Origin of the sequence: Curtobacterium luteum (genome assembly GCF_014646995.1) — a bacterium.
Classification (GTDB): Bacteria; Actinomycetota; Actinomycetes; order Actinomycetales; family Microbacteriaceae; genus Curtobacterium; species Curtobacterium luteum.
Genome location: NZ_BMOI01000012.1, coordinates 25,393 through 47,647 on the forward strand (window position 1 = coordinate 25,393; position 22,255 = coordinate 47,647).

The following is a 22,255-nucleotide window of genomic DNA, read 5'->3' on the forward strand; positions in this document are numbered from 1 at the left end:
GCTCTGCCGCGACCGGTGGCCGCCCGTGCCTCAGTACACGTCGCGGACGTACCGCTTCGCGCGCCGCAGGTCGGCCAGGTACGCGTCCGCGTCCTCCGCCCCGCGCCCGCGCTGCCCGGCGATGACGTCGAGCAGCGCCTGCTCGACGTCCTTCGCCATCCGTGAGGCGTCGCCGCACACGTACACGAACGCGCCGTCCTCGAGCCACCGGTACAGCTCGGCCGCCTGCTCCCGCATCCGGGTCTGCACGTAGACCTTCTCGGCCTGGTCCCGCGAGAACGCGAGGTCGAGCCGGGTCAGCACACCGCGGTCCTGCAGGTCGGTCAGCTCGTCCTCGTACACGAAGTCCGTGTCGCGGTGCTGGTCGCCGAAGAACAGCCAGTTGCGGCCGGTCGCCCCGGCGGCGGCCCGCTCGTGGAGGAACCCGCGGAACGGCGCGATGCCGGTGCCCGGGCCGATCATCACGATCGGCGCGTCCCCGTCGGCCGGCACCCCGAACGCGGCGTTCGGCTGGAGGTACACGTCGACCTCACCGTCGGCCTGCACCCGGTCGGCCAGGTACGTCGAGGCGACACCGGCGTGGGACCGGTGGACGTCGCCGTAGCGGACGGACGCGACCGTGAGGTGGACGCGACCGGCGTGCGCGAGCGGGCTCGACGAGATCGAGTACTGTCGCGCCTGCAGTCCGCGGAGGTTCGGCAGCAGCTGCTCCATCGTCGGTGCCGCGGGCCCGGCGTCGCGGAGCAGGTCGAGGACGTCACGCCCCCACAGCCACCGGTCGAGCTCGTGCTTGTCGCCGTGCGACACGACGGCCGCGAGCTCCGACCCGGGAGCACGCTGGACGAGGTCCGCCACGAGGTCCTTCGACGGCGTGCGGATCTCGCGGTCGAGGCGCAGGACCTCACCGAGGCGCCGGCCGTCGACGTCCGTGCTGCCGTCCGCGCCGAGGTGCGTCAGCAGCTGGTCGACGAGCGCCGGGTCGTTGTGGGGCACTATGGCGAGGGCGTCCCCGGCCGCGTACTCGATGCCCGAGTCCCCGAGGTCGAACTCGAAGTGACGGATCTCCTTCGCGCTGCGCGGCGAGGAGAGCAGCCGGTTCGCGACGAGCGGGGCCCGGTACGGGTTGCGCTTGTTCCACTGCGATCCCGGCCGGGAGGCACGGCTCACGCCCGCCCCGCCGGCTGCCGACCCGGAGGCGGTCACCCCGGCGGTTGGGCCGACCGCACTCGGCTGGGCTCCGGCCTCGGCGGCGAGCCGGTCGAGGACGGCCGTGCTCCACAGCGCCGCGGGGTCCTCGAAGTCGACGTCGCAGTCGACGCGCTCGTGGACGCGCGTCGCGCCGAGCTGCTCGAAGCGGGTGTCGAGGAGCTTGCCGGCCTGGCAGAACTCGTCGTAGCTGGTGTCCCCGAGGCCGAGGACGGCGTAGTGCAGCCCCTCGAGCCGCGGCACCGTCGACGCCTGGATCGCGTCCCAGAACAGTCCGGCGTTGTCGGGCATCTCGCCCTCGCCGTAGGTCGAGGTGACGACGAGCACGTGCGACATCGCCGCGAGCTGCTCCGGCGTGACCGCGTCGAGCGGGGTCGCACGGCCGCCGAGGCCCCGGGCCTTCGCACCTGCGACGAGCTCGTCTGCGAGGAACTCGGCGTTGCCGGTCTGCGTGCCGAAGAGCACGTCGACGGTGGTCGTCGGGGCGCCGCCGGAGGCGCGCTTGCCCGCTGCGGCGATGCCCGCGATGAACCCGGCGAGCCAGGACTCCTGGGCCGCCGAGAACGGTGCGTCGACCGGGATCAGGGCACCGGTCGGGGGGAGCGTGCTCATGCCGACACCACCTCGGTCGGGGCCTGCGGTGCGCGGCCGGCGATGTCCTCGAGCGCGGCGTTCGCGAGCAGCTCGTCGAAGCGGGCAGCCCGGACACGACCGGCGTTCTTGGCGTTCTGGTGCATGATCCACCCCGTGGTGCCCGGCATGTCCGTGCTGCGGTTGTTCCGCTGCGCGAGCGCACGCTTCGAGTCGTCGAGCCGCTTGACGGCGATGAGGGTCGCGAGCTCGTCGTCCGCGAACCGGTCGAAGGTGCCGCGGAGGTACTTGACGACGCGCTGCTTGACCTGGAAGTCCTCGGTCAGGATGAGGTTCCGGACCGCCTCGGTCACCCGCGGGTCCGAGGAGCCGGCGCCCGGGACACGCTCCTGCGCCACGTCCTGCGCGACCCCGAGCACCGTGTAGGACGACAGCAGCGAGAACATGTCCTCGCCCTGGTCGCCGAGCGCGGGGGCGCGGCCGCCGAGCACGGTGCGCTGGTCGCGGTAGTCGACCTTGAACGCACGCAGCTTGTCGGTCGCCACCGAGTTCGCGAGCTCGTCGAGGAGCTCCGCCCGGGTCGCGGCCGCGAGGATCTCGTCGGCGTCCTGGCTGAGCAGCAGCGCGCGCGGCATGCCGACGTACACGTGCTGGCGGGTGGTCTCCCACTCGGCGAGCAGTCGCTCGGCGAGGGGTGAGCCCGTGGCCTCGAGGTGCCACTCGAGCAGGAGTCGGGCCGCGGCCTCGTGGAACGCGCCCCGGTCGGTCTCGGTGACCGGGAAGACCAGGAGCGAGTCGGTGCTCGCGCGCTCGGTGACCGCGCCCGACGGGTCGTACTGGTACAGGAACCCGCCGGACATGCCGTTGCCGACCCCCTTGCCGTACGCGCCGAGGTTGAACACCGCGCCGCCGGTCATGTACTCGCACCCGAAGTCGCCGATGCCCTCGACGACGGCGGTCGCGCCCGAGTTGCGGACGGCGAACCGGTCACCCGCCTCGCCCTCGACGAACGTGCGACCACCGGTGGCGCCGAACAGTGCGAAGTTGCCGACGAGGACGTTGCCGCCCCGCTCGACGCTGCCGCCGCCGGGTGCCCGGACGACGATCCGGCCACCGGACTGGCTCTTGCCGACACCGTCGTTCGCGGTCCCGACGTGCTCGAGCGTGATGCCGTCGTTCGTGAAGACCCCGTAGGACTGGCCGGCGGAGCCGCTCGTGCGGATCGTCACGGCACCGTCGACGAGGCGACGCCGACCGCGGTCGTCCGTCGTGATAGCCGGGTGCGCGGACAGGTCGACCCCGCGCAGCTCGTGGTTGAGCAGGCGCTCGACGTCGATGCCCAGCTGGCCGCCGACCGACTTGTCGGCGTTGCCGAGCACGATGCCGTCGACGGTCAGGGCGTGCTCGTGGCCCTCGACCAGGGCCGTGCGGACCTGGTCGATGAGCGCGTCGTCGGTCCGGAAGTCCTTCTCGAGGTACTCCGGGTCCGTCACGACCTTCTCCGGCACCTGCGCGAGCAGGTTCCGGACGTCCAGCCGCCCGACGCTCGCCGGGTGGTCGAGGAGCTGCAGCAGGTCGGTGCGACCGCGGGCCTCGCGCAGGGAGCGCAGACCGAGGCGGGCGAGGATCTGGCGCACGTCGTGGGCGATGTTGAGCAGGTACTGCGCGAGCGCACGCGGGTCGCCCTCGAACGCCTCGGCGTTCGTGGTGAGGCCCGCCGGGCACTTCACGTTGCAGTTCTTCGCCATCACGCAGCCGAGCATCATGAGCGCGGTCGTGCCGAACTCGAACGAGTCCCCGCCGAGCAGCGCGCTCGTGACGACGTCCGACCCGGTCTGGTGCGCACCCGAGCAGCGGAGCGTGACCTTCTGGCGCAGGCCGTTCGCGACGAGGGCCTGGTGCACCTCGGCCACACCGATCTCCGCCGACCGCCCGGCGTACTTCAGGCTGGTGACGGCCGCGGCGCCCGTGCCGCCGGTGTTCCCGGCGACGTTGATGACGTCGGCGCCGGCCTTGGCCACACCGACCGCGATCGTGCCGATGCCCTCGGAGGACACGAGCTTCACGACCACCCGCACCCGGGCGGCCTTGCAGTCGTGGATGAGCTGCGCGAGGTCCTCGATCGAGTACGTGTCGTGGTGCGGCGGCGGCGAGATGAGCTCGACGCCCGGCGTGCCGCCCCGGGCCGCCGCGATGTCGACGGTGACCTTCGGCGCGGGCAGCTGACCGCCCTCGCCGGGCTTCGCGCCCTGACCGATCTTGATCTCGAGCTCCTCGAGCATCGGGTCGGCGAGGTAGCCCGCCCAGATGCCGAAGCGCCCCGAGGCGAACTGCTTGATGCGCGAACCGCGGATGGTGCCGTAGCGGGAGTGGTGCTCGCCGCCCTCGCCGGAGTTCGACATGCCCCCGACCATGTTCGTGCCGTGCGCGACGGCCTCGTGCGCCGTGGCGACGAGGGCGCCGTGGCTCATCGCGCCGGAGGCCAGCGTGCGGGTGATCTCGTGCGCCGGCTGGACCTCGGCCACGTCCACGCTCGCCGGTGCCTGCTGCAGGATGCCGAGCAGGTCGGCTGCGGCGCCGGTGGCGCGGAGCGTCACCCGGTCGTCGGCGACGGAGTCGACGTCGACCAGGCCCGGGTGCAGGAGGGCGAGCCCGTCCGCGAGGGCACGGTGGCGCTGCGCACCCGTGGGACCGGTCGAGGTGAGCTCCAGACGGAACCGCACCGTGCCTCCCGGCAGTCCCTCGGAGGACGCGCGCGAGCCGGAGAGCCCACGCACGGTGACGCTGGCGTTGCCGACGGTCGCGAAGCGGCCGAGTTCGCGCGCGAAGTCCTCCGCCTCGTCGATGCCGGTGACGTCCGCGGGCAACGCGAGCACGTCGCGGAGCGCGGCGGGACGGCGCGACCGCTCGTCGTGCGTCGTCTGCAGGAACGAGACGTAGCCGGGCGTGATGCGGTGCCCGTCGATCTCGGCGTCGCTCAGCCGGTCGTAGCCGGTGTTCCGGTACGCCGCGTCGGAGATGCCGAACGAGTCGTCGAGCTGCCCGAGCGTGAGCAGCCGCAGCGCGTCCGAGTCGCCGGAGCGCTCGAAGGCCGGGCGCTCCTCGGTCATGCCGCCGAAGCCGCGGACGCTCGCGACACCGAACGAGTGCCCGGCGCCGTCCGAGCGCTCCTTGAACAGGCCGAGGAGCGGCACCTGGCCCTCGGTCGCGACGCTGCGGGCACGCTCGTGCCAGTCCGTCGCCGCCTGTGCGATGCGGGTGAATCCGACGCCGCCGACCGGGGCGTCCATGTGCGGGAAGACCCGCGCGAACAGGTCGTCGCTCGTGTCGAGGTAGTTCGGCTCGAAGAACTCACCGCCGATGTAGCTCTCCGCCGTGCACAGGCCCACGCGGCCCATCGTCTTCGCGAGGGCCTTCTCAGCGGCCTTCCGGAAGCGCTTGAGGGCGAGGTCGGTCGCGGTGTGCTCACCGGCCGGGGCAGCCTCGGCGGGGTACTTCTCCTCCGCGCGGAGGCGGGCGCTCAGGCTGTAGACGGCCGAGGCACCGAAGCCGAGCGCCGTGGCGACGTGGTGGGACGACGGCAGCTGGCCGGACTCGGCGACGACGGAGACCCGCAGCCGCAGCCCGGTCTCGATGAGCCGCTGGTTGACGGCGGCCACCGCCAGGATGACGGGCAGCGCGGCGTGCGTCGAGGACACGCTGCGGTCGGTGAGGACCGCGATGCCGCCGGAACGCTCGGCGAACGCGGCGACGGCGTCGGCGAGATGCTCGGTCGCCGCCCGCACCGCGTCGGCGTTCGCCTGCTCGTCGCCGAGCACCGGCACGTAGAGCATGTCGAAGCGCTCGAGCGGCACGATGTCCTGGTCCCGCAGGCGCACCATGTCGAGGTGCCCGAGGACGGGGGACTGCACCACGATCTGCCGGCTCGGCGCACCGTCCCCGCTGCCGGTCCCGTCGGGCTTGCTGCCGAGGGCGACACGCATCGACATGCCGTCGGCCTCGCGGATCGAGTCGAGCGGCGGGTTCGTCACCTGCGCGAAGCGCTGCGAGAAGTACTTCGCCATGCCGCCCTCGGTGTCGCTGAGGGCGTTGATCGCGTTGCCGTAGCCCATCGCCGAGATGCGCTCCGACCCGTTCTGGAGCATCGGGTCGAGCATGAACCGGAAGCTCTCCTGGTTCAGCGAGTAGGCCACGTACCGGCCCGCCAGCGACAGGTCGCCGTCGTAGCCGAGGGTCGTCGTGCCGCGCTGGTAGTCCGGCACGGGCAGGTCGTCCAGGTCGACACGTGCGGCCTCGAGGAGCTCCGCGTAGGGCTTGCGCTCCGCGAGCACGTCGAGCACCTCGCGCGTCCGCATGAGGGAGCCGGAGCGGTGGTCGACGACGAGCATGCCGCCGGCCTCGATCCGCCCGCGGTGCACGACGTCGGCGGCGTCGAACTCGACCTGCCCGGCCTCGGACGCCACGACGAGGTACTCGTCCGTCTGCACGGTGCGCAGCGGGCGGAGCCCGAGCCGGTCGAGTCGGGCACCCACGACGTCGCCGTCGCTGAAGATCACGGCCGCGGGGCCGTCGTTCTTCTCCTCGTAGAGCGAGAAGTACTCGAGCATGGCCCGGACGTCCGGCGTGAGCGTGCGGTCGTTCTCCCAGGCCGGCGGCATGAGCGACACCACGGCCTCGACGATGTCCAGGCCGTCGTCGAACACGCGGCTCTGCAGGGTCTGGTCGAGACGGCTCGAGTCCGACTGGCCCGGGGGCCGGACGATGCTGCGGGTGCGGGCACGCGCCAGTGCCTCGTCCGAGAGGCGGTTCTTCCGATCCGTGTTGAGCTCGCCGTTGTGCGCCATGAGGCGGAACGGCTGCGCCATCGTCGGGTGCGGCTCGGTGTTCGTCGAGAAGCGCGTGTGGAAGTAGAGCGTCCGCACCGAGTGTCGCGGGTCCGTGAGGTCGCGGAAGTACGAGATGACCTCGCCCGAGTTCAGCCGGCCCTTGAGGATCTGCGTCCGGGCGCTGAGCGACAGCGGGTACAGGGCGGCGTGCGGCGCGTGCGCCTCGGCTGCCTGGGTGTAGGAGACGCGCTCGACGGCGAGGAGCGCACGGTTCGCGGCGGCGTCGACCTCCGAGCGCTCCCAGGACGACGGCGCGCGGAACACCCACTGCACGATCGGCAGCTGGTACTGCTCGGCCTCGGGGCGCGTCACCGAGTGGTCCACGGGGACGTCCCGGACGACGAGGAGCTCGAAGCCCTCGTGCGTGATCGCGTCGGTGACGACCTGCTGGGCGGCTGCCCGCGCGTCGGCGCCGGACGGGGTGGTGTCGCCCGGCACGAAGCAGTTCGCGACGCCGAAGTGCCCGGCGCGCAGGGTCTCGCCGGTGATCGCGCTGAAGAACTCCACCGACAGGTCGATGCTCACGCCGGCGCCGTCCCCGACACCCTCGGCGGACTTGCCGCCGCGGTGGGGGATCGAGCAGAGCGCTGCGTCGCCCTTGCGGATCACGTCGTGCGTCGGCACCCCGTCGAGGCGGGTGATGAAGCCGACGCCGCAGTCGCTCGATTCGCGGGCAGGGTCGTGGAGACCGAAGGGGGAGTGGTTCACGTGCGGGTCCAGTGGAGCGTGTGCCGACAGGCAGCGGACGGCCACGCTGCTTCCTCGGAGCGCTCGCCGCGGGCATGCCGTCGGGTGACAGCCGGGCCCTGTGGGGTGGTGGTGCGGTGAGGCGATGCTACGGCTTGGTATACCGCGGGCGCAACAGACCGGCCGGACGGGAGGCGCGGCGCGGGTCCGGCGGGCGTGCCCGGCCTGGCGAGTGGGCGCGCGGCGCGTGGCGCGTGGGCGCGCGGCGTTCTCCGCACGGTGCGAGGTTCCACACACGGTGGGACGGTGACACCGTCCCACCGTGTGTGGAACCTCGAACCGTCGAGCGAGCCCCTCGCACCGTGCGAGGGGCTCGGGCGGGGGACCGGGGACGTCAGGCGGCGCGGTGCTCCTCGACCGGGATCGGCTCGGTGTCCGCGGCCGTGCTCGCGTCGGCCGCCGGGGTCGTGCCGGGCCGGATGAGCTCCGGACGCCGCCGGGAGCGGAACACCCAGGCCTTGAACAGCACGAACCTGACCAGGGTCGCGAGCAGGTTCGCCCCCGTGAGCACGACGATCTCCGTGCCGTGCGAGGCGCCGGGGGCGGCTGCGTGCAGGACGACGAGCGACCCCGCCGTGATCGCCCACGCGATGCCGAACACGACGAGCCCCTGCACGTGGTGCATCCCCGCCCCCGCACGGCCCTTCACGCCGAAGGTGAAGCGCCGGTTGAGCGCGGTGTTCCCGATCGCGGTGAGCAGGAGCGCGAGGAAGTCCGCCGTCTGCGCGCCGATCGCCGGCCGGAACAGGGCGTACAGGACCGCGAACGCGATCGTGGACAGGACCCCGATCGCGCCGAAGCGCAGGACCTGCCCGACGATCCCGACGTGCGGCGGGGTGAAGGGGCGCCGGCCGATCGCGTCGTAGACCGGCGCGATCGGGATGCGGCCGGTGGCGAGCCCGCGTGACACCCGCCACATGCCCTTGAGGTCCTCCGTCGCGGTCGAGGCGATGTGCACCGACGAGTTGACGTCGTCGACCCAGTCGACCGGGACCTCGTGCACGCGGAGTCCGGCGTGCTCGGCCAGGACGAGCAGTTCGGTGTCGAAGAACCACGCGTCGTCCTCGCAGAGCGGCAGGAGGTGCTGCGCGGCCTCGCGGGTGACGGCCTTGAACCCGCACTGCGCGTCGGAGAAGTCGACCCCCATCGTCGTGCGGAGCAGCAGGTTGTACGAGCGGGAGATGAACTCGCGCTTCCCGCCGCGGACCACCCGCGACGAGCCCGCGAGCCGGGTGCCGATCGCGAGGTCGGAGTGCCCCGACAGCAGGGGTGCGACGAGCGGTTCGAGGGCGGCGAGGTCCGTGGACAGGTCCTCGTCCACGTACACGAGCACCTGCGCCTCCGACGCGCCCCAGACCGCTTTGAGCGCCCGCCCGCGGCCCTTGAGCGGCAGGTGCACCGCCCGGACCTCCGGGAGCATGGCCGCCAGGTCGTCGGCGATGCGTGCGGTGTCGTCGGTCGACGCGTTGTCCGCGATCGTGATCCGCCACGTGTGGTGCAGCGAGGTGCGGCAGAAGGTGTGCAGCCGTCGGACGTGCGTCGCGAGCGTGTCCTGCTCGTTGTAGCAGGGGACGACGATGTCGATGTCGAGGGTCTGGTTCGTCTCCGTCATGCCGATCAGACTCGGCAGCGGGGTCATGCGCACCGCAGCAGGACCCTGTGGCGGCCCTAAGAACGAACTCCCGGTGAACGACCGGACACGACAGGTGTCGTCCGGATACGGTCGAGCCACGATGACGACCGAGCGCGACGACGCCCAGCGGCCGGCCACGCTGCTCCCCGGTGAGCGGTTGGGTCTGTCGCTCGACGAGCGGTGCGCGGAGTTCGAGGCGCTCCTGCTCGAGCCACCGCTGCACGGCATCCGCCGCCAGGGGCACGACTGGCTCCGGGAGCGGTACACCGAGATCGTGCCGATCGTCCTGCCCGCTGCCCTCCGCGCGGTCGAACGTGGTGAGCCGGTCGACCCGGGGAGCCTCGATCGGCTCCGGCGGGTGGCTGCTGCCCGTGCAGAGGACCCTCGGGTGGACCTCTCGGTCGTGCTCCGTGGCGCGCTGCCGGCGATCCGGGTCTTCGCCCTCGTGATGCACACGGCTGTCCGTGACCATGCGGGGCCGGCGGACCGCGCGGCGCGCACGATGCTCGCGATGAGCCGGGCGTCCCTCGTCGCCCACGAGCTCGGCTCGTGCTGGGCGGAGGCGTGGTCGCAGGAGCGTGGACGGGTGGCGGGCACCACCCCGGCGGAGGTCGATGCGGGCGAGATCGAGCTCGTGGCTCGGGCGCCCGGGCTCGACGAATCCGAGGAACGGATGCTGGCGCTCGCCGCACAGGGACTCTCGAACGACCAGATCGCCAGCGAGACGTCCTACAGCCGTCAGGCCGTCGCGTGGCACCTCGGGCGACTGATGCGCACCTGGAGGGCGCCGAACCGGACGGCCCTGGTGTCGGTCGCCTTCGTGCGGGGGTGGATCCGCGCTCGTGCCCACGGCCCCGGGGGATCGCGACGACCGCCCGAGCTCGGCGCAGCTGCCCGCACGGACGACGACACCCCCTGAGACCGAGGTCGCAGGGGGTGCTCGTCAGGGGCTGAGGGTCAGCCGCCGTTGACGTGGATGACGTTGTCGATGCGTTCGATGTTCCCGAACGCACCCCAGTTCAGCCAGCCGCCGTCGCCGTTGTTGGTGATCTTGCCGGCACCCTTGAACCAGTAGATGACGTAGTTGCCACCCTTGATGTCGATCGACTGGGCGTCGGCCACGTCGCCCTCGACGGTGATGTCCTGGTTCTTGTTGACGACCGCGACCGTGAGGCGGTCCGGGTTCCCCGCGTTCCGGTACCCGACGTCGAGCGCGGCCTGCACGGCTCCGCCGCGGTCGCTCTGGTCGTTGACCGCGTCGGCGATCGCGTTGACGATCGCGACCGGGTCGAGGTTGACGTTCACGCTCCCGCCGACGTCGGCCATCGAGGAGCTCGGCGCCGGTTCCGCGGCCTGCGCCGGGGCGGCGACGAACGCGCCCGCGATGACCGCGCCGGTGATGGCGGTGCCGGTGGCGAGCTTGAGGGACGTGCGCTTGAACGAGTTCATGATCGTTTCCCATCTTCCGCATCGGTGACCCGGAGGTCGTGTTGCTCGGACAGGAACCAGCCTGCGTCGGCCTCGGTGCCGATGCACGCGATCGGGCGCGACGTTGGACGATCGTCTGACGCTCGGCCGCAGTGCACTCCCATCTGGGACACTCCGCCGCGAAGCCCCCTGGAGCGACCGCGTCCGAGCATCGGTGCACCGGCCTGCCCCGAGGTCAACCCGTGGTGCCGAGGACCACGGTCAACCCGTGGCGCCGAGGACCACCTGGACCACGCCGATCACGACGAGCACGGCGATGGGCACCCCCGCGATCCACAGACCGGCGCGCAACTGCGTCCGCCGGATCGTCGGGGCCGCGTGCGACGACTGGGCGAACCGGGTCGCGGCGACGAGCTCCGGCGCTGCCGCGGGCGGCTCGGGCTCGGGCTGGGGTCGGTCGTCCTCGAACGCCGGGACCTCGACGACGAAGTCCTCGGCGCGTGGCTGCCCCGGCAGCTGACGGTAGTCGTTCGGCACGGTACCCTCCCTCGTCCCCGTCCAGGCAGACTACTGCGCGGGCGAGGGACCCGACGAGGCGGTGTGCGTGAGGTCGACCGTGAACGCCGTCCGGCCCGGACCGGACACCACGCGGACGCTCCCGCCGTGCGCCTGCGCGACCGCCTGGACGATCGCCAGCCCGAGGCCGCTCGTGCCGTGCTCCCGCGATCGCGAGGCCTCGCCCCGGGTGAAGCGGTCGAAGAGCGTCGGCAGCAGCGCGGGGTCGATGGGCGGCCCGTCGTTCGCGACGACCAGCCGCACGGTCTGCTGCCCCTCCCCGCGGACACGCTGCAGGGACACCACGACGGCCGTCCCGTCCGGCGTGTGGCTGGCGGCGTTGGCGAGGAGGTTCCGCACGAGGCGACGCAGCTGTCCGGCGTCACCGTCGACGGTGACCGGCTCGGCGTCGACCTCGAGCGTCCAGCGGTGCCCGGGAGCCGTGGTGCGTGCGTCCATCGTCGCCTCGACCACGATCGAGGTCAGGTCGAGCGCCTCGACCACGAGCGGCGCCGATCCGGCCAGGGTCCGCGCGTCGAGCCGCGCGAGCAGCAGGAGCTCCTCGACGAGGTCGCCCATCCGGACGGCCTCGGTCGCGATCCGATCGACGTTCGCGTGCACCGCTCGGAGGTCGTGCGAGGACGCGGAGAGCTCGGCGTAGGCGCGGACGGTGGCGATCGGCGTGCGGAGCTCGTGCGAGGCGTCCGCGACGAAGGTGCGCATGCCCGCCTCGGCCTCCCGTCGGACGGTCAGGGCGCGGCCGACGTGCCCGAGGAGTCGGTTCAGAGCGGTGCCGACCTGCCCGACCTCACGGTTCGCGGTGAGGTCCGACGTCGCGACCCGGGCGGTGATGTCGGTGTCCCCGCGTTCGAGGTCGAGGGCGGCGACGTCGGACGCCACCCCGGCGACGCGCTCGAGCGGTCGGAGCGCGCGGCGGACCGTCAGGGCGAGGGCCCAGGTCGCGACCGCGAGCCCGAGCAGCGTGACGCCGCCGAACACGACCGCGAGTCGCACGATCGTCGCGTCGAGGGACCCCAGCGGCAACGCGGTGACGTACACGTCGTCGCCGTTGCCCACCGCCTGCGCCCGGTAGCTGCCGAGCGATCCGAGTCGGACCGTCACCGGGCTGCCGTCGTGGTCGATGGCGGCGAGGGTGCGTCGCTGGGCGGTCGTGAGGCCGTGTTGCCGGCCCTCGCTGTCGGTGTACCCGGCGAGGGCCGTGGACCCGGACCGGAACACGGCCACGACGGTGCCCGCCGCCTGCCCGGGCACCCCGATGAACCGGTTGTCCGGGTCCGGTCCGTCGGACGACGACCCGGACCCCGACGACCCGGACCCCGACGACCCGGACCCCGACGACCCGGACGGCGGCGCGCCTCCGTCGCCGACCACCCGGCCGGCGGCGGTCGCCAGCTCCGCGTCCAACCGCCCGACCAGGTACTCCCGGAACGCCACCACTGTCACGGCCCCCACCACGACGTTGGTCACGACGAGCAGCAGCGCCACCGCCCCGACGATCCGCCACCGGAGCGACGGCGCCCGGCCGCTCCCGACCCGACCGGCCCCGGCCTCGGCCCCCGCCCGGGCCCCGGCCTCGGCCCCTGCCCGGCCCCGCCCGGACCCCACCCGCCTCACGACGTCGGGCGGAGCACGTACCCGGCCCCGCGCACGGTCTGCAGCATCGGCTCGCGGCCGGCGTCGAGCTTCTTCCGCAGGTACGACACGTACATGTCGACAAGGTTCGACGACGCCCCGAAGTCCATGCCCCAGACACTGGCGAGGATGTGCTCCCGCGACAGTACCCGGTTCGCGTTCCGCGCCAGGTACCGCAGCAGCTCGTACTCGGTCGGGGTGAGGTCGAGCGCTGCACCGCCCCGGACGACCGTGCGGGCGTCCTCGTCGAGGTGGAGGTCGCCGACGACCAGCCCCGCGGGTCCGGCTGCCGCGACCCGAGCCGAGGTCCGGGCCAGGATGCGTGCCCGCACGAGCAGCTCCGCGATCCCGAAGGGCTTCGTCAGGTAGTCGTCGCCGCCGCCCGTGAGTCCGGCGAGCCGGTCCTCCGGAGCGTCCCGCGCGGTGAGGAAGAGCACGCGGACGTCGTCCCGGGCGTCCCGGAGGCGCTCGAGCACCTCGAAGCCGTCGATGTCCGGCAGCATCACGTCGAGCACGATGACGTCCGGCTGGAACTCCCGCGCGGCGAAGAGCACGTCCCGTCCGCGGTGCACGGCGCGCACGGCCCAGCCGTCGCCCTCGAACGCGAGGGCGACGGCGTCCGCGAGGGCGTGTTCGTCGTCGACGACGAGGACGCGGACGGGGGTGCCGTCCGTGCGCTGCAGCGGGGTGCCGGCCATGTCGGCGAGCCTATCCGCGCCCTCGTCGTGCATCACTTCGTGGCGCTCAGGTCGTAGACCGTCGACCCGCCGACCGTCGTGCTGCTGTAGTTCGCCTCGACCCACTCCTGGATCGCCGAGGCGGTGGAGGAGCCGCCGCCCATCCCGCCTCCGGTCCCGGAGGAGATGTAGTACGCGATCTTGCCCTCGGCGACGTACGCCTTGAACTCGGCGAGCGTCGGCGTCGGGTCGCTCGACCAGCCACCGATCGCCATCACGGCGGTGTCGGTGTCCAGTTCGAGCTGCGCGGCGGACTGCGAACCGTCGACCGCGGCTGCCCAGGTGGTGTCGGTCGCTTCGAGCAGCTTCTGCAGTGCCGACGACGTCGACGCGCCTCCGCCGCCCATCGCGCCGCCACCGGCCTGGAGGCCCGTCCCCGACTCGCCGTCGGAGGTCGCCCCGTCGGATCCCTCCTGGGTGCCGGTGCCGTCCTGGTCGCCGGACGTGCCGTCCGGCATCGACGGGGCCTCGCCCGTCGTGCCCTCGGGGGCCTCGCCCGAGGTGCCGCCGAGCGGCGTGCCGCCGGGGCCCTGCTGGGAGCCGTCCGAGGAGTCGGAGCTGTCGCTCTCGGAACCGGAGGCCGATCCGCCGGGGCCTCCCGCGCCTCCCGGCTGACCGCCGCCGGTACCGCCACCCATCCCGCCGGAGCTGCTGCCGGACGGGCCGACGCTCGGGATCGAACCGGAGTGCGCGACGGTCGTCGTGGCGAGGGCGTAGGCGGTCGTCCCGGTCAGTCCGAAGAGCGTGCCGGCGAGGACGCCCACGGTGACGAGCTTCCGGAGCGTGGGCACGTTGCCGACGAGGATCGCCGCGGTGGACAGGAGTCCGCCGATCAGCACGACCCACCGGAGCCAGGGGAGCCACGTCGGGTTCTCGTTCAGGAGGCAGAAGCCCCAGGAGGCGGTGATGCCGATCATGCCCGCGAGGCCGAGCCGTGCGGTGACGCGCCCTCGCTCGCTCCACATCAGGGCGCCGCCGGTGCCGACGAGACCCGCGATCGCCGGGGCGAGGGCGACCGTGTAGTACGGGTGGATCGTGCCGGACATGTACGAGAAGACGAGTCCGGTGACGACGAGCCACCCGCCCCAGAGCACGAGGCCGACACGGACCGGGTCGCCGAGGTGCCGGCGTCCGACGAGCACGAGGCCGAGGACGAGCGCGAGCAGCGCCGCGGGCAGGAGCCACGAGATCTCGAGGCCCATCTCGGAGGAGAAGAGCCGGTCCAGGCCGGTCGAGCCGCCGAACGACGACCCGGCGGTCCCGCCGCCCATCCCGCCGCCGCCGTTGCCCGAGCCGCCGAAGATCCGGCCGAGGCCGTTGTAGCCGAACACGAGGTCGAGCACGGTGTTGTTCGTCGAGCCGCCGATGTACGGGCGCGACTCCGCGGGCCAGAGCCACACGGCGACGACCCACCACCCGGCGGAGACCACGAGCGACACCGCCGCGATGCCGAGGCCGATCGCCCGCTTCCCCCAGCTCGTCCGCGCGGCGACGAGGTACACGAGGCCGAACGCCGGCAGGACGAGGAGTCCCTGCAGCATCTTCGTCAGGAACGCGAACCCGAGGGCGACCCCGGCGAGCGCGATCCACTTCCAGCTGCCGCGCGGGAGCGCCCGCACGGTGCAGTACGCACCGGCGGTCATGAGCAGCACGAGCAGCGCGTCCGGGTTGTCGAAGCGGAACATGAGCGCGGCCGCCGGGGTGGCCGCCACGACGAAGCCCGCCAGCAGCGCTCCGACGTTCGCGGTCGTGGCGCCGAGCCGGGCGAGGGTGCGGCGGACGGTGCCCCACACGAGCGCGACCGACCCGACGGCCATGAGCGCCTGGGGCAGGAGCAGGCTGAACGACGAGAAGCCGAACAGCCGCGCGGACAGCACCATCACCCACAGCGAAGCCGGCGGCTTGTCGACCGTGATGAAGTTCGACGAGTCGAGGGAGCCGAAGAAGAACGCCTCCCACGACTTCGTGCCGGCCTGCACGGCGGCGGCGTAGAAGCTGTTCGCGTACCCGGAGATGCTGAGGTCCCAGAGGTACACGACGGCGGTCAGGGCGAGGAGCGCCCAGAACGCCGGCCGGAGCCAGCGGGCGTCCTCGCGCTCGCCCAGGAAGAGTCGGGCGAGGGGCGGGCGGCGGTCCCGGGAGGCGGTGGCCCCCTCCGGGTGTGCGCGCTCGCGACGGTCGGTCACGGGGGTCGGGAACGTGGTCATGACGATGAGGTTCCCGGGCGTTCCCCGAACGGACCGATGCGCTGCCTTGGTGCTCCCTAAGACCTCCGCCGCGAGGTCGGGCGGGCGCGCCGAACGCGGACCGGCGCGGGCGACGCGGTGTCGCACAACCAAAGTCGATCCGCACCGCGATCTTCCGTGGTGCGAGCCGACTTTGGTTGTGCGCGCGGCAGCCCCGCTGCGAGGTCCGGTCAGGCGTACCGGCGGGCCGCCCGGAGCGCGGCGCCCGTGTACGAGCCGCCGAACAGGAACACGTGCAGCAGCAGCGGCGCGAGCTGGTGGAGCTCGACCCGCTCCTGCCAGCCGTCCGCGAGCGGCGACTCCTCGTCGTAGGCCGCGAGGACGGTCTCGAGCCGCGGCAGCCCGAAGAGTCCGAGCAGCGCCAGGTCCGTCTCCGCGTGTCCGCCGTGCGGGTTCGCGTCGATGAGCACCGCGCCGGTCGGGGTCGTCCCGTCCACCGGCTGCCCGGGCGTCGGCCACAGGACGTTCCCCGCCCAGAGGTCCCCGTGCAGCCGCGCGGGGCCGTCCCCGACGAGTCCGGGCTGGGGCGAGCCGAACTCGCCGTCCTCGAGCCGCTCGGCCACACGCTCGAAGACCGCCGCCTCGGACCCGTCGAAGCCGCCCGCGTCGACGATCCGGTGCACGTAGTCGCGGATCCGGTACTCCGCGAAGAACTCGCCCCAGGTGTCGGGCGCGTCCGCCGCCGACACGAACGCGGTCCGCGACCGTCCCATCCGCAGCGCGCCCGGGGACGGGAACCCCGGCGAGGGTGCACCCCAGTGCGCCGCACCGGCCGCGTGCGTGTGGGCGAGCGAGCGGCCGAAGCGCTCGGCCTGCGCGGTCGTCGGGGCGCCGTCGCTGATCTGCTCGAGGTGCAGCACCCGCGGCTCCGGGTGCGCGAGGACGCGGGCGGTGCGGGTGCCGCCGGTGGCCTCGGCCTCGGCGAGCCACGCGAGCCCGGCGGCCTCGGCGGTCGCCTCGTCGGGGTCGGTGAAGGTCTTCACGAACGTCTCGGCCATCGGTCCATCCTGCCGCTCGACCGTGGTTCCGGTCACAGCGCGCGGGCTGTGCTCCCGGTCACCCCACCGCGTCGACGAGCGCCTGCGCCAACGGGTGCCACGGCCGCGAGGACGGGCCACTCAGCACGAGCGTCCGGGTCAACCGTCGTTCGAGCGGCAGCATCACGAGGTCGTCCGGCAGCATCCCACGCCCGAGGGTCGGGACGATCGAGACGCCCTCGCCGCGCTGGATCATCCCGAACATCGTGTTCATCTCGCGCACCCGGTGCGCCCACCGGAAGGGCTGGCCGTCGAGCTCGTGCAGCCGCTGGATCTGCACCTCGCAGCCGCCGCCGCCGGCGACCAGTCCGTCCTCGTGCAGATCGTCGAGCGTGAGCGCCTCCTGGCTCGCGAGCGGGTGGTCGCGCCGGACGACCGCGGCCATCTCGTCCCGGGCGACGACGACCGCCCCGGTCGGCACCGGCGTCGGGTCCACGAGCACGGCGGCGTCGACGGTGCCGCCCTCGAGCCACTCCGGCATCTCGTCGTCGTCGCCCTCGTAGACCTGGACGTCGACGTCCGGCAGCGTCACGGCCCAGAGCTCGCGGAGCCGCGGGAGCAATCCCTGGCACACGGTGGGGACGGCCGCGAGCCGCACGGTGCCGCGCGCCGTGGCGGGGGTGACCACGGCCTCCAGGGCGTCGATCGAGGCGACCGCGCTGCGGGCGTGCGCGAGCAGCCGCTCCCCGAGCGGGGTGGCGGTGGCGGAGCCCCCCCGGTGCACGACGGCGCCACCGACCTCGCGCTCGAGCCCCGCGACCGCGTGCGACACGGCCGACTGCCCGATCCCGAGCACGGCCGCCGCGCCGGTGAACGAACCGGCGTCGACCGTGGCGGTGAACGCCCGGAGTTGGGGGATCGAGACGGTCATGTGTCCTCCTCATGTCGGCATGAGGCACATGCGTTCGACACATGTGCGGTGGTGGTCGATGCTAGCCCTCGTGAACGCCCTCCTCTACGTCCTGGTCGCCCTCACCTGGGGCTCGAGCTTCTTCTTCGCGAAGATCGGACTCGAGGGTCTCGCGCCGCAGCAGGTCGCCACGGTCCGCACCGTCCTCGGTGCGGTGACGCTCGTCGTGGTGCTGCTCGTGACGCGTCGGGCGTGGCCCCGCGAGCCGCGGGTCTGGGGACACCTGCTCGTCGTGGCGGTGTTCCTCAACGCGGTGCCGTCCTCGCTCATGGCCTGGGCGGAGCAGACGGTGCCGTCGGGTCTCGCGAGCATCTACAACGCGACGACCCCGATCATGACGCTCCTCGCCCTCACGGTCCTCGTGCCGTCGGAACGCCTCAGCCGTCGGCAGCTCGGTGGCGTCGCGCTCGGGATCGTGGGCGTCCTCGTGCTCGTCGGGCCGTGGGACCTCGTCGGCGACCCGGCCGTCCTCGCCACCGTCCCGGGCCAGGTCGCGCTGCTCGGCATGACCGCGTCCTACGGCATCGGACTCGCCTGGCTGCGCCGGTTCGGTGTGGGCAGCGGACAGGACCCGACGACCGTGGCCACCGTCCAGCTGACGCTGGCCGCCGTCCTCATGCTCCTGGTCGCGCCGGTCATCGCGACCGGTCCGGTGCGGCTGGACTGGAGGATCGTGGCCGCGATGGTCGCGCTCGGCGCGGTGGGCACCGGGCTCGCCTACGCGTGGAACACCCGACTGGTCGGGGCGTGGGGCGCCGGTCGGGCCTCGACGGTGACCTACCTGACGCCGGTCGTCGGCGTGGCGCTCGGGGTCGTCGTGCTCGGCGAGCCGCTGCGGTGGAACGAACCGGTCGGCGGGCTCGTCGTCCTGCTCGGGATCGCGCTCGCGTCCGGGGCGCTCCGCGGTCGTCGCAGCGCGGCGCGCAGTCGACCCTCGGTACGCTCGGCGGGGTGAGCCACCCCTCGACCGCGCGGCTGCTGTTCGCGTCGTCGCACCCCGGCCCGACCGTGACGGTGACGGTCCTCGCGACCGTGATCGCCGCGGCCGTCGGGCACCCGGTGTGGCTCGTCGTCCTCGTCGCGCTCGCCGTCGTCGTCGGGCAGCTCTCGATCGGACTCGCCAACGACTGGATCGACGCCGACCGCGACCGTGCCGTCGGCCGCATGGACAAGCCGGTCGCGCAGGGGCGGATCGCCGTCGACACCGTCCGGCGCGCGGCGCTGGTCACCGCGGCGGCGGCCGTCGCCCTGTCGGTCCCGCTCGGACCGGTCGCCGGCATCGCGCACGTGGTGCTCGTCGGCGCCGGGTGGGCGTACGACGCGGGACTGAAGCGGACGGTGTGGTCGGTGGTGCCGTTCGTCGTCGCGTTCGGGCTGCTGCCCGTCGTCGCAGTGTCGGCCGGGGGTGCGGGGTGGTGGCCGGCGTGGTGGGCGATCGCGACCGGCGCGGTGTTCGGCGTCGCGATCCACTGCACGAACGTCCTGCCGGACCTCCTCGACGACGCGGCGACCGGTGTCCGGGGCTTCCCGCACCGACTGGGGCTGCGCGGGGCAGGGGTCCTCGCCTTCGGGGCGCTCGTCGTCGCGGCGGCGCTCGTGCTCGGCGGGCAGCTCGGCGGGCCCGGTCCTGCACGCGGGTCCGCGGTCGTGCTGGCCGTGGCGGGGACGGTCGTCGTGGTGGTGTCGGCCGTGGTCGGCGTGCGGCTCGTGTTCGCCGGTCGTCCCACCCGGACGCTCTTCCGGCTCGTCATCGCGTCGTCGCTCGTGCTCGTCGTCGAGCTCGCCGTCGCGGGCGCCCGGCTCGTCGCGTGACCCGAGGGAGCGGCGGTCGCGCGGGCCGCGCCGGTCACGGTCGCGCGGGCCGCGCCAGTCGCGGTCGTGCCGGTCGTGCCGGTCGTGCCGAACCCGCCGGCCGCGTCGCTCGCGCCGGAGCCGCCGGTCGCGTGAGCGGCCCCGGCCCCGGCCCCGCACCGCGAGGATCCGCTCAGGCCCACCGCATCGCGTAGAGCCGCGCGAGCGCCGATGCCGTGGGGAGCGCCAACGCTGTCCGGAGCAACGTCTCCCGGCCGGCCGACGCGAGCCGCCCGGCCGGGAGGCCGAGCGCCATGTTGACCTCCGCCTGCCGGGCCGCCCGCCGTGCCGCTGCCACACGGTGCCGTGCCCATGCCGTCCGCGACCCCTGGGTCCCTCGTCCGCCGGCCAGCGCGTCCGCGAGGACGGGGACGAGCCCGACGGCGTCGAGCCACCCGAGGTTCATCCCCTGACCGCCGATCGGACTGATCTCGTGCGCCGCGTCCCCGATGAGCACGACGCGTCCGACCCCGGTCCGCGCCGCCTGGCGACGGCGGACCCCGAACGCGCTCGTCATCGTGCAGGTCGCCGGGTCCGGCGTCGCCCCGGTCCGCTCGGTGACGATCGTGGCGAGTCGGGCCGCGAGTGCGTCGGCGGGCGACCGCTCCACGGCGTCGCCGTCCGCTGCCGGGACGAACGCCACGTACCGCCGTCGTCCTCCCGGCAGCGGGAACGACTCGACGACCCCGTCCGGCCCGACGTCGACGAGCGCCGCCGATCGTGCGGTGGGGTCCTCCGGATCGGCGAAGTCGCCCATGACGTACCGGTGGCGGTAGTCCCGGCCGTGCGTCGCGATCCCGAGCAGCGACCGGACGACGCTCCGGCCGCCGTCGGCTCCGATGACGAACCCGGCCTCGACGGACCGTGCGCTGCCGTCCGCGTCCGTGCCAGCGGCGAGCACGCCCGACGCGTCCTGCCGCAGCCCGGTCAGCTCCGTGCCGCTCCGCAGCACCCCGGTCGGCAGGCGGTCGCGGAGCAGTGCCTCCGTGCGGTGCTGGTCGAGCGTCGCCACGTACGGGTGCGTGGGGGACGCACCGGCGAAGGACAGCGAGCCGAGGACCCGGCCGCGACTCCGGGCGACTCCCGTCCGGACGAGCACGGCCTCCGCGAGGACCGCCCGGTCGAGGCCGATCGCCGCGAAGGCGTCGAGGGACGGCGGGTGGATGCCGATCGCCCGCGACCCGTTCGGTTGGTCCGTCCGGCGTTCCCAGACCACGACGTCGAGCCCGCGGTCGGCGAGCAGGGCCGCGACGAACAAGCCGACGGGGCCGCCGCCGACGACGAGGACGTCGACACGCTCCGTGGTCACGGTGCGAGCCTACGGATCGTCGACCCCGCGGGCACCGGGTCAGCGGAACGCGCGCGACCCGGACGCAACCACGACACGGACGGGAGGCCCGTGGCGGGTCCGCCACGGGCCTCCCGTCCGGTGCGCGGTCACGGCCGACGGCCGCTGCGCGGTCCCTAGGTCGTCGCGTGCTCGCGCGCGGCGCGGTCGGCGGCGACGAGCCGCTTGGCCTCGCGAATGCGCTTCCGGGCCTTCTCGACCGGGACCTCGACGGCGTAGGCGGCACCGACCGCCACGAGGAGCGCTGCGCCGACGAGCCAGACGTTGCCCCACGCGCCGACCGCGAAGGTGCCGAGGAGCGCGATGACGAGCGGGTGCCAGAGGTACGCCGAGTACGACACGCGTCGGCCGAACCACGACACCGGCGTCCACGCGAGCGTCGCCGACACCGGGGTGCGGACGGACACGAGCCCGCCGATCAGCACGGCCGACACGAGGCCGGTCACCGGGAGGACCACGCCGAAGGTCGACGCGTGCTGCGTCCAGTCGCCGTCGATCCAGAGGAGGATGCCGACGAGGAGCGCGAGACCGGCCCACGTGGCGACGTGTCCGGCGATGCCCGCGGCGACGCGGCGGACCCGCCCGTCGTCGAGCAGCAGGGCGAGGAGGCAGCCGGTGGCCAGGGGGACGACACCGAGGACGGGGGAGAAGTACACGTCGGGGGTCGCGCCGCCGTTCGGCTTCTCGTAGCTCAGGTACGACGCGACGGCCGCGCCGACGATGACGACACCGAGGCCGGCCATCAGCCAGCGGCGACGCGAGCGGATCGCGAAGAGGAGGACGAGCACGGGCGGCCAGACGAGGTAGAACTGCTCCTCCATCGACAGGCTCCACGTGTGCGCGAAGACGCCCTGCGTGGTGTCCCAGAACGAACGGAACAGGTTGCCCGTGTAGCTCAGCGCGATGAACGCGGCCTCACCCGCGGAGAACGTGGCGCCCTTGTAGTCGCCGACCCAGTTCCAGAGCGCGAGGCCCACGAGCACGAACGCGATGAGCGCCGGGTAGAGCCGCAGCACGCGCTTGCCCCAGAACGCGCCGAGGCGGATGCGTCCGGTGTTCCGGTGCTCGCCGAGCAGCAGCGTCGTGATGAGGAAGCCGGAGAGCACGAAGAACACCGTCACACCGATGAAGCCCCCGTCGAAGTGGGCGACGTGCAGGTGGTAGAGGATCACGGCGAGGATCGCGATCGTGCGGAGGCCGTCGAGCGCCGGGGCGCGGTTCGTCAGCGGCGGCGGTGGGGTCGTGCCGCCGCCACGCATGCCGCGCTGCTCGGTGCCTACGTGGCTGCCGTCGGTGCTGGCCGGTGCGGAGGTGCTGCGGGTCCGCTCCGGCGAGATCGTGGTGGTCGCCACGTCGCCTCCTGCGAGATCGTTCTGCTGCCCGGACCGCGAGCGGACCGTGACCTGATCGTTACAGGATGCTCGCCC

Annotated in this window: 15 protein-coding genes; 3 read left to right on the forward strand and 12 right to left on the reverse strand. The window is 73.4% G+C overall.

Annotated features, from left to right (window positions below):
- Positions 1-30: 30 nt before the first annotated feature.
- The 3 genes from IEY20_RS13085 to IEY20_RS13095 form a co-directional block, all read right to left on the reverse strand.
- Positions 31-1,818, reverse strand: a complete 1,788-nt coding sequence (locus IEY20_RS13085) for a sulfite reductase subunit alpha (RefSeq protein ID WP_175328021.1) — start codon at positions 1,816-1,818, stop codon at positions 31-33.
- Positions 1,815-7,391, reverse strand: coding sequence for a glutamate synthase-related protein (locus IEY20_RS13090; RefSeq protein ID WP_175328022.1), 5,577 nt, complete (start codon positions 7,389-7,391; stop codon positions 1,815-1,817). Before IEY20_RS13090 ends, IEY20_RS13085 begins: the two co-directional genes overlap by 4 nt.
- Positions 7,392-7,764: 373 nt before the next feature.
- Positions 7,765-9,042, reverse strand: coding sequence for a bifunctional glycosyltransferase family 2/GtrA family protein (locus IEY20_RS13095; protein WP_175328023.1), 1,278 nt, complete (start codon positions 9,040-9,042; stop codon positions 7,765-7,767).
- A 121-nt stretch (positions 9,043-9,163) separates the two neighbouring features.
- On the opposite strand from IEY20_RS13095, the gene IEY20_RS13100 reads away from it, so the two are divergent.
- Entirely contained in the window at positions 9,164-9,982 is an 819-nt protein-coding gene (locus IEY20_RS13100) for a helix-turn-helix transcriptional regulator (protein WP_187289771.1), read from the forward strand.
- A gap of 38 nt (positions 9,983-10,020) precedes the next feature.
- Here the strand turns inward: IEY20_RS13100 and IEY20_RS13105 are convergent, their stop codons facing one another.
- From IEY20_RS13105 to IEY20_RS13135, 7 genes are all read right to left on the reverse strand, one after another.
- Positions 10,021-10,512, reverse strand: coding sequence for a hypothetical protein (locus IEY20_RS13105; protein ID WP_175328025.1), 492 nt, complete (start codon positions 10,510-10,512; stop codon positions 10,021-10,023).
- 240 nt (positions 10,513-10,752) lie between these two features.
- Positions 10,753-11,028: a hypothetical protein gene (locus tag IEY20_RS13110; RefSeq protein WP_175328026.1), complete on the reverse strand. Its 276-nt coding sequence runs from the start codon at positions 11,026-11,028 to the stop codon at positions 10,753-10,755.
- Positions 11,029-11,058: 30 nt separating this feature from the next.
- On the reverse strand, positions 11,059-12,552 hold the full coding sequence (locus IEY20_RS13115) for a sensor histidine kinase (protein ID WP_175328027.1): 1,494 nt from the start codon (positions 12,550-12,552) through the stop codon (positions 11,059-11,061).
- A 125-nt stretch (positions 12,553-12,677) separates the two neighbouring features.
- Positions 12,678-13,397 carry a response regulator transcription factor gene (locus IEY20_RS13120; protein WP_275577958.1) on the reverse strand — a complete coding sequence of 240 codons (720 nt, stop codon included), beginning with the start codon at positions 13,395-13,397 and terminating at the stop codon, positions 12,678-12,680.
- Positions 13,398-13,429: 32 nt separating this feature from the next.
- Positions 13,430-15,643 carry an ArnT family glycosyltransferase gene (locus tag IEY20_RS13125; protein WP_175328028.1) on the reverse strand — a complete coding sequence of 738 codons (2,214 nt, stop codon included), beginning with the start codon at positions 15,641-15,643 and terminating at the stop codon, positions 13,430-13,432.
- Positions 15,644-15,852: 209 nt separating this feature from the next.
- A complete protein-coding gene (locus tag IEY20_RS13130; protein ID WP_022905030.1) occupies positions 15,853-16,680 on the reverse strand; it encodes a fructosamine kinase family protein in 828 nt (275 codons plus the stop codon).
- Positions 16,681-16,738: 58 nt separating this feature from the next.
- On the reverse strand, positions 16,739-17,590 hold the full coding sequence (locus IEY20_RS13135; protein WP_022905029.1) for a LysR family transcriptional regulator: 852 nt from the start codon (positions 17,588-17,590) through the stop codon (positions 16,739-16,741).
- A gap of 70 nt (positions 17,591-17,660) precedes the next feature.
- On the opposite strand from IEY20_RS13135, the gene IEY20_RS13140 reads away from it, so the two are divergent.
- A complete protein-coding gene (locus IEY20_RS13140; RefSeq protein ID WP_204620556.1) occupies positions 17,661-18,584 on the forward strand; it encodes a DMT family transporter in 924 nt (307 codons plus the stop codon).
- Positions 18,581-19,441, forward strand: coding sequence for a UbiA family prenyltransferase (locus tag IEY20_RS13145; RefSeq protein ID WP_188889204.1), 861 nt, complete (start codon positions 18,581-18,583; stop codon positions 19,439-19,441). Before IEY20_RS13140 ends, IEY20_RS13145 begins: the two co-directional genes overlap by 4 nt.
- A 172-nt stretch (positions 19,442-19,613) precedes the next feature.
- On the opposite strand, the gene IEY20_RS13150 is transcribed toward IEY20_RS13145, so the two are convergent.
- Together IEY20_RS13150 and IEY20_RS13155 are read right to left on the reverse strand one after the other, a co-directional pair.
- Positions 19,614-20,789: an FAD-dependent oxidoreductase gene (locus IEY20_RS13150; protein WP_175328031.1), complete on the reverse strand. Its 1,176-nt coding sequence runs from the start codon at positions 20,787-20,789 to the stop codon at positions 19,614-19,616.
- Between the two features lie 155 nt (positions 20,790-20,944).
- Positions 20,945-22,180 (reverse strand): acyltransferase family protein, encoded by a 1,236-nt coding sequence (locus IEY20_RS13155; protein ID WP_175328032.1) that lies wholly within the window; start codon positions 22,178-22,180, stop codon positions 20,945-20,947.
- Positions 22,181-22,255: the final 75 nt, after the last annotated feature.

Coding starts and splice junctions, on each gene's coding strand:
- IEY20_RS13085 (WP_175328021.1), bottom strand. CDS start 1,818: ATGAGCACGCTCCCCCCGACCGGTGCCCTGATCCCGGTCGACGCACCG.
- IEY20_RS13095 (WP_175328023.1), bottom strand. CDS start 9,042: ATGACGGAGACGAACCAGACCCTCGACATCGACATCGTCGTCCCCTGC.
- IEY20_RS13100 (WP_187289771.1), top strand. CDS start 9,164: ATGACGACCGAGCGCGACGACGCCCAGCGGCCGGCCACGCTGCTCCCC.
- IEY20_RS13105 (WP_175328025.1), bottom strand. CDS start 10,512: ATGAACTCGTTCAAGCGCACGTCCCTCAAGCTCGCCACCGGCACCGCC.
- IEY20_RS13120 (WP_275577958.1), bottom strand. CDS start 13,397: ATGGCCGGCACCCCGCTGCAGCGCACGGACGGCACCCCCGTCCGCGTC.
- IEY20_RS13125 (WP_175328028.1), bottom strand. CDS start 15,643: ATGACCACGTTCCCGACCCCCGTGACCGACCGTCGCGAGCGCGCACAC.
- IEY20_RS13130 (WP_022905030.1), bottom strand. CDS start 16,680: ATGGCCGAGACGTTCGTGAAGACCTTCACCGACCCCGACGAGGCGACC.
- IEY20_RS13135 (WP_022905029.1), bottom strand. CDS start 17,590: ATGACCGTCTCGATCCCCCAACTCCGGGCGTTCACCGCCACGGTCGAC.